The organism is Roseovarius lutimaris (assembly GCF_900115165.1).
Lineage (GTDB): Bacteria > Pseudomonadota > Alphaproteobacteria > Rhodobacterales > Rhodobacteraceae > Roseovarius > Roseovarius lutimaris.
On record NZ_FOVP01000012.1, the window covers coordinates 124,361 to 137,062 of the forward strand.

Here is a 12,702-nt window from a genome sequence, read left to right on the forward strand (position 1 = left end):
CAAAGAATGATGAACAGACGTCAACTTCTCACTGCCGGTGCGGGTCTTGTCGCTACCGGCGCCATGGCCAAGGCCCAGAACATCGGTCTGCCCGAGGCCGCCGTGATGAACACAGCCGCAACACAGGCGCCGCTCAGGCCGCACTCCGGGCCCGATTATAACCCGGTGGTCACCCTCAACGGCTGGACGCTGCCCTATCGCATGAACGGCAACGTCAAGGAATTCCATCTGGTGGCCGAGCCGGTGGAACGCGAGCTTGCCGATGGCATGACCGCCTATCTCTGGGGCTACAACGGCCAGTCCACCGGCCCGACGATCGAGGCGGTCGAGGGCGACAGGGTGCGCATATTCGTCACCAACAAGCTGCCCGAACATACCACGGTGCATTGGCACGGCATGATCCTGCCATCAGGTATGGACGGAGTCGCAGGCTTGAGCCATCCAGGCATCCCGCCGGGAAAGACCTTTGTGTATGAATTCGACCTGATCAAATCGGGCACCTTCATGTACCACCCGCATGGCGATGAAATGGTGCAGATGGCGATGGGAATGATGGGCATGTTTGTTGTTCATCCAAAGGACCCGACCTTCATGCCAGTGGACCGCGATTTCCTGATCATGCTGAACGCTTTCGATATCGATCCGGGCACCTACATTCCGCGCGTCATGACGATGAACGACTTCAATCTGTGGACCTGGAACAGTCGGATTTTCCCTGATATCGACCCCTTGGTGGTTAATCAGGGCGACCGCGTGCGCGTACGCGTGGGCAATCTGACAATGACCAACCATCCGATCCACATGCATGGTTATGACTTCAAGGTCACCTGCACCGATGGCGGCTGGGTGCCCGAGGCCGCGCAATGGCCTGAGGTATCGATCGACATCCCTGTGGGTGCTATGCGAGCCTACGAGTTCACCGCCGATCATCTGGGCGATTGGGCGATCCATTGCCACAAGTCGCACCACACGATGAATGCGATGGGTCACGACGTACCGACTTTCATTGGCGTCGATAAACGGCAGCTCACTGGCATGATCCGCAAACATCAACCGGAATACATGCCGATGGGAACTGCCGGAATGGCCGACATGGCCGAGATGTCAATGGAACTACCTGACAACACGATCCCGATGATGACCGGTTGGGGGCCGTATGGCCCAATCGAGATGGGCGGTATGTTCTCTGTCGTGAAGGTGCGCAATGGCATCGACGCAGACGACTATTCTGACCCCGGCTGGTACGACAACCCTCCGGGCGAGCAAGCCTATGAGTGGACGGGCGAGTTGCCCGAGTTCGCCTCCAAAAACAGCTCCCAAACCCTACTCACGCAGAAACCAAACTCGAAGGGCTAAGCGGCCCTTCGACTCAATCCATCAACCGAAACTAAAGGAAAAACTGATGAAGTACCTTCTATTGACAACAGCACTTGCGTTCACACTTTCCGCACCAGCTTTCGCTTCGGGTTCCCACGATGGTGGGCACGATGCTAACATGGCGGACATGCAAGCAGAAATGATGATAGGTATGCCTGGCCATATGGCAAAGGTAGATCGCACTGTTGATGTTACTCTTGTGGAAACTGATGATGGCGAAATGCTGATACAAAGCGCGGACATGAACTTCAGAAAAGGTGAAACAGTTCGCTTCAAGATCACAAATAAGGGCGAACTAGAGCATGAGTTCGTGCTCGATACTGTGGAGCGCAATGCCGAGCACAAAATCGAAATGGCAAAGATGGACATGGAGCATGACGATCCGAACCGCATTCGCCTTGACGCAGGTGCCTCAGGTGAAGTGATCTGGACTTTTGCAAATTCTGGTACGTTTGAAGCCGCCTGCCTGATCGCGGGACACTACGAATCCGGAATGTATCGTGAAGTTGCAGTCGGTGAGAAAATGTCGCAGGCAGATGTGGAATACACAAGCGGCAAAATTAAGAAGATAAACGCACAGGCGGGCAAGGTGACGATTATTCATGGCCCTTTAGTCAATCTCGATATGCCGTCGATGACCATGGTATTCCGAGCCGATGAAGCGACAATTGCAAGAATGTCGGAAGGCCAGGAGATTGAGTTTGTCGCAGATCGTGTGAAGGGCAAGCTGACTGTGACCACCCTGAGGTAGGCAAATTTCATGGTGGCAGCGCGCAATACATAGCTGCCACCATTCGTTCTAGCGCCATGAAAAAATGGCTGAGAAGCGCGTTTTCAAACAAACATCTTCCGAGGAAATCAACTCGGCAAAACGCTCAAACTGTTTATAGGCGTTTCAACATAGGCAATAAAACAGTGGCGCAGGCAAGCATTGTCAATAACAAGGCTTTACCCGCCTTCTGGGGGATTACCCTTTGCTGGGTTGCGGTGTTGATCTACGCAGCCGCCAATTCGGTCGTAACACTTCTTGTTGAGATCGGAGACGCGCATCGCGTCAACGGGCACAACGTCATTACCTTCGCCAATCTATTGGTTTTGGGGTCAATGATTTCGCTGATACCCATGATATTTTTTTTCTGGCGGGATTGGACAGCGAAGAACCTTCGGGCGCTTACATCTCGTGATTGGGCTATTTTAGTAGTTTCCACCACTTTGTCATCAGCGGTAACTCCAGGACTATTCTTCTTTGCCCTGGAAAACACCACCGTCACAAATGTTGTAATAGCTGGCCGATTTGACCCTCCTCTCTTCCTGCTTCTGGCCGCTGTGTTCTTGAAGGAAAAACTTGATCGCTGGGCATTTGCAGGTGGCCTGATCATACTTCTCGGAGCCGTTGTCATCCTGGCTCTGAAAGACAGCGAAACCGGATTTGCCATCGGCAAGGGCGAAATCGCAGCAGTCGTAGCCACACTGTCCTTCACTGTCTCTACAATCATTACACGTTCTGCCTTGAAACACTTGCCCTTAGGCGTGTTTTCAATTTTTCGTACAGTGCTCGGAACGTTGATTTATGTCTTGTTCAATGTGTATTTTTCCTCGCATCATCACTTCAGCGAAATGTTTCAACCGGTGCTTCTCAAATGGATATGGGTCTACGCGGTTCTCGTTATAATCATTGGTCAGTTCACTTGGAACCTCGGGTTGAAATACGCCAATGCGAAAGATGTGGCACTGGCCACTTCCTTTTCGCCACTGGCAGCAATTTCAATCGCCGTCGTTCTGCTCGGAGAAGACCCAGGGTCTGGCTTCCTTCCGGGTGCGATCATTATTTTTTTCGGGATAGCTTTGGCACAAATCGGCCGTTGGCAACACCCAGACGAAAAGAAGGCTGCTATCGAAAAATCCATCGAACTGGAAGGAAAAGTCAATTTCAAGGGCGTCTGATCCAATACCGCCGAAGCGGTCTCTTTCCCTTCGTCCTATTAGAAAAGAGACGGTTATGCTGAATAGGAAAATAGCGCTTTTTTTCGTGGTTGCATCCTCAGTTGTTTTGGTTGCTTTCGCGGTTTTAGTGGCAAGGACGACCACTCCGGATAAGAATCGGAAAAACTGGCCTGAAACATTCACCAGTAATGGCGAACGGCTGTACTTTACAGGTGTTAGCGCCTCAGGTGCAAAGATGCAGCCGCGCGGAGGCAATCATCATATGAAAATGATGGGCAGCGGTGGCTGCGTTGATTGTCATGGCACAAATCGTAACGGAGGTCGGCTTTGGCCCAACTTCTGGCAAGTTGCACCGTCGATAACAGCGACGAGACTGGTTGGCGAACACACGCAAGACAGCCACGGCCATGAAGGCTACAGCGCGGAGACTTTGGCGCGAGCGATTACAAAGGGTGTCAGACCAGACGGCAGTAGCCTAGGAGCAGGCATGCCGAGATGGTCAATGGCTGACGAGGATCTCAAAGACCTTGTCAGTTTTCTGCTGGAGGATTGAACAGCGGAGAGGTGTTCTGTCAGGTGACATGAAACTCGGAACTCACTGGAAAATCAAAATAAAACCTACTCCTTGCATCGAAATTGATCGCTTGCGGAGCTAGCGGTAAGATTATGTAGATGGCCCGGTCGAATGCCTGCTGATTGTTAGACTTCGCCCACGACCAACTCGCCTTTGATCATCGGTTGCATGACCTGAACGTGATCGACGATGTCATCCGGGGATGCCCTGCGGCGATCTTGGAGAAATTGATCGCGGGGGGCTGTGCTACTCAAAACCTGACCTTGACGGTCATGGTTCTCGATCGAGCTTCACTCTGAAGATCATGCGCAACTGAATTGACCAGTAGCGCGGTAGCCTGCGCATCTGTCGGTTGCTCCACCTCCGCCAATCGGCGTGTCAGCTCTAAGGGCGCCAATTTCAACTGTGTGAAAGGTCGTTGACAGGTCACCCGTGTTGAATGTCATTGAGAACTGACCCGGTAGAGGTCAGAATTGTCACTGAGAACTGACCCATGTGCAACCGTGCCTCTGACCAGATGTGTCGGGGGTAATTGGAGTGATAGACATGGGATTTTTGAGCGTAATTCGACGATGGGCACTGAGGGACAAAATGCCCATTCGCGAGATTTCACGGCGGACGGGGCTGTCTCGCAACACCATCAGGAAGTATCTGCGGGCTGATATCGTTGAGCCCAGCTTCAAGACGCCGACGCGACCAAGCAAGTTGGATCCGTTTGCGGAGAAACTGTCGGGTTGGCTGATGACGGAGCAGCGCAAATCGCGCAAAGATCGGCGCACGGCCAAGCAGATGTATGCGGATCTGGTGAAGCTTGGCTTTGATGGGTCATATGAACGGGTCGCAGCTTTTGTCAGGGCTTGGAAAGCAGAACGGCAGCATGCGATGCAAACAACTGGGCGCGGAACTTTCGTGCCGCTGGTGTTTCAGTTTGACTGGAGCGAGGATTGGGCCGTGATCGGCGGCGAGCGTGTCAAGCTACAGGTCGCCCATATCAAGCTGTCACATAGCAGGGCGTTTCTGGTGCGTGCCTATTTGTTGCAAACGCACGAGATGCTGTTCGACGCCCACTGGCATGCTTTCCGTGTGTTCGGCGGCATTCCAGGCCGTGGCATCTATGACAATATGAAGACCGCTGTTGATCGTGTCAGGCGCGGCAAACAACGCGATGTGAACGCACGCTTTTTGGCCATGACCAGCCACTACGTCTTTGAGCCTGAGTTTTGCAATCCAGCGGCGGGTTGGGAGAAAGGCCAGGTTGAGAAGAACGTCCGCGATGCGCGCCATCGTTTGTGGCAAGTCGCCCCTGACTTTCCGAACCTTGAGGCATTGAACAACTGGCTGGAAGATCGCTGCACGGTGCTGTGGTCCGAGACTGCGCACGGCAGTTTGCCCGGAAGTATTGCAGACATCTGGGAAGCTGAGAAACCGGCGCTGATGCCGTTGCCCACGGCCTTTGATGGCTTTGTCGAACAGAGCAAACGTGTGTCACCGACTTGCCTGATTACCTTTGATCGGAACCGATACAGCGTGCCCGCCAGCTTTGCGAACCGCCCTGTCAGCCTGCATATTTACCCCGAACGGCTAGTGATTGTCGCTGAGGGACAGGCGGTCTGCGAACATCTGCGCATCATTGAACGGTCGCACCGTCAGCCGGGGCGCGTCATCTATGACTGGCGTCATTACCTGGCGGTGGTCCAACGCAAGCCTGGGGCGTTGCGCAACGGTGCACCCTTCGTGGAAATGCCGGAGGCCTTCCGCAAGCTCCAGAGCCTTATGCTGCGCAAGCCCGGCGGAGATCGGGAAATGGTCGATATCCTGTCTTTGGTTCTGCACCATGATGAACAGGCCGTGCTCTGTGCTGTTGAAATGGCGCTGGAAGCAGGCGTACCGACCAAGACCCATGTGCTGAACCTGCTTCACAGGCTGGTGGATGGCACACCGACCGATCAGCCAGATGTGACACCGCCTTCTGCTCTTTCCCTGAGAGAGGAACCCGAGGCCAATGTCAGCCGCTACGATGGGCTGCGGCAAGGAGGGACCCGCCATGCGTCATGATCCCGCCGGTGCCGCTATCGTCATCATGCTGCGCAGCCTGAAGATGCCCGGAATGGCGCAGGCTGTTGGCGATCTGATCGAACAGGGAGCGCCTGCATTCGACGCAGCCGTCCCCATGCTCTCGCAGTTGCTCAAAGCAGAGATGGCTGAACGAGAGGTGCGCTCCATTGCCTATCAGATGAAGGCTGCCCGCTTCCCGGCCTACAAGGACCTCTCCGGATTCGACTTTGCCGCCAGCGAGATCAACGAAGCCTTGGTCCGCCAACTGCATCGGTGCGAGTTCATGGATGGGGCCGAGAATGTGGTCTTGATCGGTGGACCAGGCACGGGGAAAAGCCACGTTGCGACCGCCCTCGGCATTCAGGCGATCGAGCATCACCGCAAACGCGTGCGCTTCTTCTCAACCGTCGAACTGGTCAATGCGCTGGAACAGGAAAAGGCCCTCGGCAAAGCTGGGAAAATCGCTGAGGCACTGGTCAAGACGGACCTCGTGATCCTGGACGAGCTGGGATACCTGCCGTTCAGCACATCAGGCGGCGCACTACTGTTCCATCTTCTCAGCAAGCTCTACGAGCGGACCAGCGTGGTCATCACCACCAACCTCAGCTTCAGCGAATGGGCCACGGTCTTCGGTGACGCCAAGATGACCACTGCCTTGCTCGATCGGCTAACCCACAGGTGCCACATCCTGGAGACCGGCAATGACAGCTATCGCTTCAAAGCCAGCTCCGAGATTGCAAAACAAAAACGGAAGGAGACACCAGCATTGACCACATCATGACGAACAAAGCATAAAGACTGAGCGGGTCAAATCTCGGTGACAATACCGGGTCAGTTCTCAGTGACATTCAACACGTTGGAGATGGTCATGATGCTCAGGGCGTTCTCGAGGCTGCCCATCACTTGCTGCGCGAGCGCTTTGGTTTTTTCTTCGTCACCTTGCAGGTCGAGGACCGCTGTCTCGATGAAAGCGGTGCCGAAAAGATAGACATCACGGGCGACAACGAGGCGAGTGCGGGCTGATGTCAATCGTTCTACTGCTCGCGCTCATCACCCTCTCCGAAGCGACGATAGGCGTTTTCGTCAATGTGCACCGGCAACAAGGCCATAGCGGATAAAGCGCCCTCTTCACTTGAAGGTTGAGCACCACAGCCTTGACGATGTCGACGTGGAAGCGATCAATACCACCACTCAGGATTGAAGCTCCTGTTTGCGTCGGCGGAACTCGTCTTCGTCGATTTCGCCGCGCGCATAACGTTCCTTGAGGATCTCCATCGAATCGCGCGTCTCGCCGCGCCAATTACTGGTGAGGGCACGAAACGCAAAGACCGCAACCGCGATGATGGCGCCCCAGAAAAGGATCATTCCGAAACCACCCCACCAGCCATGTCCGCCACCCCACATCATGTGACCGAAGGCACCATCGCCGTTCGGCACGGTGTCCGAAAAAGCTGAAGATGCGCTCGCAAAAACAGCGCTTATACTGGCCATCATTCTCATAAAAGCTTTCATGATCTTGTCCTTTCCTGTTGATTGAAACTTTGGGTGAATGGCAAATCGAGTTGCACCACAAGCCCGCCATCCGGGTGGTTTTGCAGCGTGATATCGCCGCCATGCGAGCGCAGGATAGTGCGGGCGATCGACAGGCCGAGACCGGTACCGCCCGTTTCGCGCGAGCGAGAGGTCTCGATCCGAAAAAACGGCTCGAACACCTCTTCAAGCTGTGCATCTGGTATGCCGGGGCCGTGATCCCGCACCTCGATCAGGACCCTGTCGTACTCTTGGGCAAAGCTGACCTCTGCGCCCCCTCCATAGCGCACGGCGTTCTCGATGATGTTGCGTAGCGCGCGGCGCATGGATTGCGGCCGCAACCTGATCTTGAGCGGTGCGTCGGTTTCAAGCTGAAACTCGTCGAGCATGTCCCGCCTCAGTTGGGTGAGGAATTCGCCCAACTCGACCGTTTCCGGGGGTTCGCTGATCGCCATGCCCCTCGCAAAGGCCAGTGTACGTTCGACCATGTCCTGCATTTCCTCGATGGAGGTGATCATGGCATCGCGGCTCTCCTCATCGTCGACCATTTCTGCGCGCACACGCAAAGCGGTCAGCGGAGAGCGCAGATCATGCCCCAGAGCGGCCATGATGCGCGTCTTGTCCGCGACCGTGCGCACAAGACGCTCCTGCATGAGATTGAAGGTCTCGGTCAAATCCCGAACCTCACTTGGGCCGGACGCGGGGATCGGTTTGCTTTCCTCGCCGCGACCGAGGCTCTCGGCGGCTTGCGCCAGGCGTCGAAGAGGCCAGGTCAGGCGCGCAAGAAGATACCAGCAGGCCACGCCGATCAGCAGTGCTGCGGTCAGACCGAAGCTGATTGAGGAAAAGACAGGCCATTGCAGGGGTGGGCGCTGAAATCGCGTGTCGACATTGAGCCAGGCTCCGCTTTCGAGAGCAATAGACAAAGTAAGTTCAAGGCCCATGATTTTGTCATGCATCATCCGCTGATGCATTCCGGTCATTTGCGATGGCATGTTCGTCATCGGCGTAAGTGCGCCCTCGACCCGGTGCAGTTCCACACGGATCACGCGCTTGTCTCCGGTCCCTAGCAGGGATCTGATCCTGGCCTCGACGGCACCACCTGCCTCGTGATCGAGATGATCGACAGTTGGCAACGGATCGACGTGAAATCGCGCGAGCGGCGAGTCCGCAGCCCGAAGGATGGAGGCGTGTAGATCCTCGGGCGCCTGCTCCAGCAACAGGGCCACATTGGCCGCGCGCCCCGCCGCCTCTGCTCCGATCGCGGCACGCACAGCGAGGCTTCTTTCGTCCACGAAAAGCCAGAGGCTGATCGCCTGTGCCGTCACGAGGCTTCCCACGATCAGCAGCAGGAGCTGGACGCGCAAGCTGTCCAGAGGTTTTCGGATCATGCTTCCGCCTCGACATCTGTCGCAAGGCAATAGCCGCCATTTCGGACTGTCGTGATGATCCGTGGCCGCCCCGGATTGTCCTCGATCTTGCGCCTAAGACGGCTGATCCGATTGTCGATAGTGCGATCAAATGCGGCAGGTTTCCGTCCTTCGGTAAGGTCGAAAAGCTGTTCGCGGCTGATCACGATACGCGGACGCTCGAGCAAGATCGTCAACAGTTTGAATTCCGATGTTGTCAGCGTTTCCTTGCGCCCATCGGCAGCGATCAGCCCGCGGGTATCTGTTTCGAGGGTCCAGCCCGCAAATCGGATACGACGCCCGGTAAGGCCACCTGCAAGAGATTCCGGTCGCTGCGCCCGCCGCAGGATCGCCTTGATCCGCGCCAGAAGCTCGCGCGGATTGAAGGGCTTGGAAAGATAGTCGTCCGCACCGACTTCAAGCCCGATGATCCGATCCATTTCCTCTCCGAGCGCGGTGAGCATGAGAATTGGCGCGACATTTCTTGTAGAGAGACGGCGGCAGACCGATATCCCGTCTTCGCCCGGCATCATCACATCAAGGATAATGAGATCATAACGACCCACCTTGAGCAGGCCATCCATCTCGGCGGCACCGGCAGCACTCGTCACGCGCATTTCGTTCTTTTCAAGATATCGCGCCACGGCTTTGCGGATCTCGGGGCTATCATCGACGATCAGGATATGTGGTGTTTTGCTCATGGGCCGAACTTAGGGGATTGTCTGGCCGATGCCGAGAAAAATTGTCACGGGGTGTAACTCCCTAGCGTTTTGCGACGGCCCGTTACATGTCTCACGAGTGCGCCCGTTGCATCGCTCGTCCTGGCTGCCATCTTCAGTCAATCGGAACCCGAAAAGGAGGTAAATCGATGAAACGCAACATCACACTCATTCTCGCAACCACCATTGCAATGGCGGGCGGCGCAGCATTCGCCGACATGGGATATATTTCCGGGCATCATGAGCTGCCTGACCGCGATAACAACATTCACATGACCGATAATATGCGCGGCCATTTCGACCACGCTGATCAGAACGAAGACGGCAAGGTCACACGCGAAGAAATGGAAACCCACATGCAGGCCGCGTCGGAGTTCCAAAAGATGTTCGAAGAGCGCAACGGACGTCAGGACCGCTAAGTCATTCGCCCGCTTATCAAGGAGAACGGTCAAGCTATTTGACCGTCCTTTCGCGAAGCAAAGATCCATTTTCCGACCCGACAAGCATGTCGGCTCAAAATATGAGGAAAGAGCTATGAAACGAACATACATCACAGCAATCGCCGTAACAGTGATCTTGTCAGGGGGCGGCGCCGCTCTGGCACAGGGACAGCACGGCCACGGCCAGCAACCGTCCGGGAAATCCGGCATGATGGATGGCGGCATGATGCCCATGCACAGGAACATGATGCAGGGCGCCGGCATGATGCAGGGTGGCGGCATGATGCAAGGCAAGGGGCTGATGGGCCCTCAGTTCCGCGCTCTGATGGATGCCAACGGTGACGGAAAGGTAGAGCCCGCCGAGGCACGTGCGCAGCTCCAGAAGCTACTGCAAGAAAACGACACGGACAGCGACGGCACCCTCAGCCTCTCGGAGTTCGAAGTTCTGCACAGCCGCCTGATCCGCGAGACGATGGTCGACCGTTTTCAGCATCTCGACAATGACGGCGACGGTGCCATCACCGCCGAGGAAATGGCCGCACCTGCCAAACAAATGGAACGCAAGCAAAAGCGTATGGAAATGATGCAGAAATCCTCTGGCGCTTCCAACGAGGGCATGGGGTCAGGCGGAATGATGCAGGGTGGTCAGGGTAAGATGAAAAACTGACCGCTCTTTGCAAGCATGGGCAACAGGCGGTGGCGCCGCTGTGCGCCGCCGTCAAATAGTGTCAACGTGAGCGAAAGCGGCGACGCTTATCCGAACTGCGCGTCTTTGCAACTCCCTCTTATCTTTGCCAAAGGCGTTCAAAGAGCGTTTGCCCGTCATGACTTGATGTATAAGGCTCTGCATGAGCGACGATGCCTCGCCTGTAACTTTGTTGGAAGCCCCCATGCACATCGGACGAACACACTTGCGCTACCTCGTCGTTGCGTCGGTACTTATCGCAATCCTTCTGATCCTGATCTATTGGACCCCGCCCAAACTGGACACTGATGCGGTCCGCGATATAGTGGAAAATGCAGGATACTGGGGTCCTCTCTTCATAATGGGCCTGATGATCCTTGCCGTGGTGGCGAGCCCTCTGCCAAGCGCGCCAATCGCGCTGGCTGCGGGCGCCGCATATGGCCATACTTTTGGAACTCTTTACGTCATTGCAGGCGCCGAAGTCGGGGCGCTCATTGCCTTTCTGATCGCACGTCTTGTCGGGCGTGATGTGCTGAAGCGGTGGTTCGGAAGCAAGATTGACGCCGGGATGCTCGGCTCTCAAAACGCCCTGACAGCCATAGTGTTTCTAAGCCGATTAATGCCGTTCGTGTCATTCGATCTTATTAGCTACGCAGCGGGTCTCAGCGGATTGCGGCTCTGGCGATTTGGCATCGCAACTCTCGCCGGAATCGTTCCTGCGAGTTTTCTTCTCGCTCATTTTGGCGTGGAAGCCGTCGAGGGAAATTCCTCCGTGGCGACCGGAATCGCTGTGGTGCTGGGACTCGCAACCGTTCTGACGGCAGGATGGACGCTTATTCGAAGGCTGCACAAGGAACCAGACGACTGAAGCAGTGATAAACCGTCTCGTGCAGGTTGCGATGATTTTAAGCGGGACACTATCGTAGAGCTTTCGCAGCCATCTTTGGTTTCTAGGCAGGTGTGATTTAGCCGATACCCATGTTCGGTCAGTCATTGTTGTGCGTCCATGGCCAGAGTGTGGCGACGTGCCGGGCCTCCGCGTTGTTGATGATGTCTTGGTCCTGCCATTCATGTCTGATCATGCGCGCAATACAGGCGTTTTGCTGGGGCTGCTCAGGCGAGCATGGCCCCTCAAAGCGACGCCAATCCAAAGGTGTTACGGCAAGGAATTTATCTCAGGGGACATTGACCTCTGGGCAAATGAGCATGTCTTAACTTTGGACTTCCCACATCCCGGCAAACCCACCGAAAACGCCTGCATCAAAGCCTTCAACGGAGCCTTGTTGCATAGATCAGCCGCAACTCGAAACGCGCCCTACCGGAGACGGAATTCAGGCGGAGCGTTCAAAACGTGGGCGGCCAAGTCCGGTCATCCGGTTGAGAACCCGGACGCCAATCCTGGCTTCTGTTTTCTGATTTTCGAAGCTGCACACCATTAGCTTGGGCTCGATGACAGCTTTCCAGCGACCCATGTGGGTTTCGCCCCGGCTGCGTTGATTGTAACCGGAGGTCTTTTGCCAAGCCATCCGTCCGTGGACGTTGATCGGCGCAATAACTCTGTCGCGGGCGGTCGGATTCTGTGCCGCATTGGGGCTCAGCATCGCGTATCTGGGAGGTGGGATCGTGACCTCAATCGTCGATCCGAACCGAGCGGCAAGCACGTCAGATGTTGGCTCTCCGTCCTAAGCCCCATCTGCGAGGAACAGATCAACCGGACCGTCGACTTGAGACAAGAGATCTGGCAGCGCCGTCGGATCTGGAAGACGGGGGTTTAGACCAATGAGTGGATACTGAACGACTACCGGCTGGCGCCGGTAGGATCAGCGATGTGATTTTCCAGGTACTGAAGTACGATGTCTTCCGTGATGGCGCCGTTGGTGGTTGAAAAATACCCCCTACCCCAAAACCGGCAGCCCCAGTAGCGCTTGCGGATCGCAGGAAACTCGCGCTGCGCCCGGTAAGACGAACG

At 55.8% G+C, this 12,702-nt stretch carries 14 protein-coding genes and 2 pseudogenes; 10 read left to right on the forward strand and 6 right to left on the reverse strand.

From position 1 onward, the window contains the following. Positions 1 to 6: 6 nt before the first annotated feature. The 6 genes from BMZ91_RS12015 (at position 7) to istB (ending at position 6,731) form a co-directional block, all read left to right on the forward strand. The gene (locus BMZ91_RS12015; protein WP_092839084.1) at positions 7 to 1,356 is read left to right on the forward strand and encodes a multicopper oxidase family protein; all 1,350 of its coding nucleotides are present in this window, start codon (positions 7 to 9) and stop codon (positions 1,354 to 1,356) included. Positions 1,357 to 1,402: 46 nt separating this feature from the next. After that, on the forward strand, positions 1,403 to 2,128 hold the full coding sequence (locus BMZ91_RS12020; protein ID WP_092839028.1) for a copper-binding protein: 726 nt from the start codon (positions 1,403 to 1,405) through the stop codon (positions 2,126 to 2,128). 56 nt (positions 2,129 to 2,184) lie between these two features. Further along, on the forward strand, positions 2,185 to 3,321 hold the full coding sequence (locus tag BMZ91_RS12025; RefSeq protein WP_092839031.1) for a DMT family transporter: 1,137 nt from the start codon (positions 2,185 to 2,187) through the stop codon (positions 3,319 to 3,321). 55 nt (positions 3,322 to 3,376) lie between these two features. Further along, positions 3,377 to 3,874, forward strand: coding sequence for a c-type cytochrome (locus BMZ91_RS12030; protein WP_092839034.1), 498 nt, complete (start codon positions 3,377 to 3,379; stop codon positions 3,872 to 3,874). 567 nt (positions 3,875 to 4,441) lie between these two features. Beyond that, complete coding sequence (gene istA, locus BMZ91_RS12035; RefSeq protein WP_092839037.1) at positions 4,442 to 5,950, forward strand: IS21 family transposase; 1,509 nt, start codon at positions 4,442 to 4,444, stop codon at positions 5,948 to 5,950. Continuing rightward, on the forward strand, positions 5,940 to 6,731 hold the full coding sequence (istB, locus tag BMZ91_RS12040) for an IS21-like element helper ATPase IstB (protein ID WP_092839087.1): 792 nt from the start codon (positions 5,940 to 5,942) through the stop codon (positions 6,729 to 6,731). Before istA ends, istB begins: the two co-directional genes overlap by 11 nt. A gap of 50 nt (positions 6,732 to 6,781) precedes the next feature. Here the strand turns inward: istB and BMZ91_RS21470 are convergent, their stop codons facing one another. The 4 genes from BMZ91_RS21470 to BMZ91_RS12055 all read right to left on the reverse strand — a co-directional run bounded on the left by BMZ91_RS21470 (position 6,782) and on the right by BMZ91_RS12055 (position 9,590). Beyond that, positions 6,782 to 6,979 carry a protein kinase family protein gene (locus BMZ91_RS21470; protein WP_177193858.1) on the reverse strand — a complete coding sequence of 66 codons (198 nt, stop codon included), beginning with the start codon at positions 6,977 to 6,979 and terminating at the stop codon, positions 6,782 to 6,784. Positions 6,980 to 7,141: 162 nt separating this feature from the next. After that, a complete protein-coding gene (locus tag BMZ91_RS12045) occupies positions 7,142 to 7,462 on the reverse strand; it encodes an SHOCT domain-containing protein (protein WP_245736344.1) in 321 nt (106 codons plus the stop codon). Then, complete coding sequence (locus BMZ91_RS12050; protein WP_092839040.1) at positions 7,459 to 8,871, reverse strand: ATP-binding protein; 1,413 nt, start codon at positions 8,869 to 8,871, stop codon at positions 7,459 to 7,461. Before BMZ91_RS12050 ends, BMZ91_RS12045 begins: the two co-directional genes overlap by 4 nt. Further along, the gene (locus BMZ91_RS12055; RefSeq protein WP_092839043.1) at positions 8,868 to 9,590 is read right to left on the reverse strand and encodes a response regulator; all 723 of its coding nucleotides are present in this window, start codon (positions 9,588 to 9,590) and stop codon (positions 8,868 to 8,870) included. Before BMZ91_RS12055 ends, BMZ91_RS12050 begins: the two co-directional genes overlap by 4 nt. A 167-nt stretch (positions 9,591 to 9,757) precedes the next feature. On the opposite strand from BMZ91_RS12055, the gene BMZ91_RS12060 reads away from it, so the two are divergent. The 4 genes and pseudogenes from BMZ91_RS12060 to BMZ91_RS21785 all read left to right on the forward strand — a co-directional run. After that, entirely contained in the window at positions 9,758 to 10,027 is a 270-nt protein-coding gene (locus BMZ91_RS12060; protein WP_092839046.1) for a hypothetical protein, read from the forward strand. Positions 10,028 to 10,142: 115 nt separating this feature from the next. Next, positions 10,143 to 10,715: an EF-hand domain-containing protein gene (locus BMZ91_RS12065; protein ID WP_092839049.1), complete on the forward strand. Its 573-nt coding sequence runs from the start codon at positions 10,143 to 10,145 to the stop codon at positions 10,713 to 10,715. 181 nt (positions 10,716 to 10,896) lie between these two features. Further along, a complete protein-coding gene (locus BMZ91_RS12070) occupies positions 10,897 to 11,601 on the forward strand; it encodes a TVP38/TMEM64 family protein (RefSeq protein ID WP_245736346.1) in 705 nt (234 codons plus the stop codon). 292 nt (positions 11,602 to 11,893) lie between these two features. Next, positions 11,894 to 12,010, forward strand: a pseudogene (locus BMZ91_RS21785) (IS3 family transposase); the annotation flags it as partial. Between the two features lie 54 nt (positions 12,011 to 12,064). On the opposite strand, the pseudogene BMZ91_RS22080 reads toward BMZ91_RS21785, so the two are convergent. Together BMZ91_RS22080 and BMZ91_RS12080 are read right to left on the reverse strand one after the other, a co-directional pair. Further along, positions 12,065 to 12,490, reverse strand: a pseudogene (locus BMZ91_RS22080) (transposase); the annotation flags it as partial. 41 nt (positions 12,491 to 12,531) lie between these two features. Then, positions 12,532 to 12,702, reverse strand: a 171-nt coding sequence (locus BMZ91_RS12080; RefSeq protein ID WP_177193859.1) for a transposase, incomplete at its 5' end; no start/stop codon positions are given.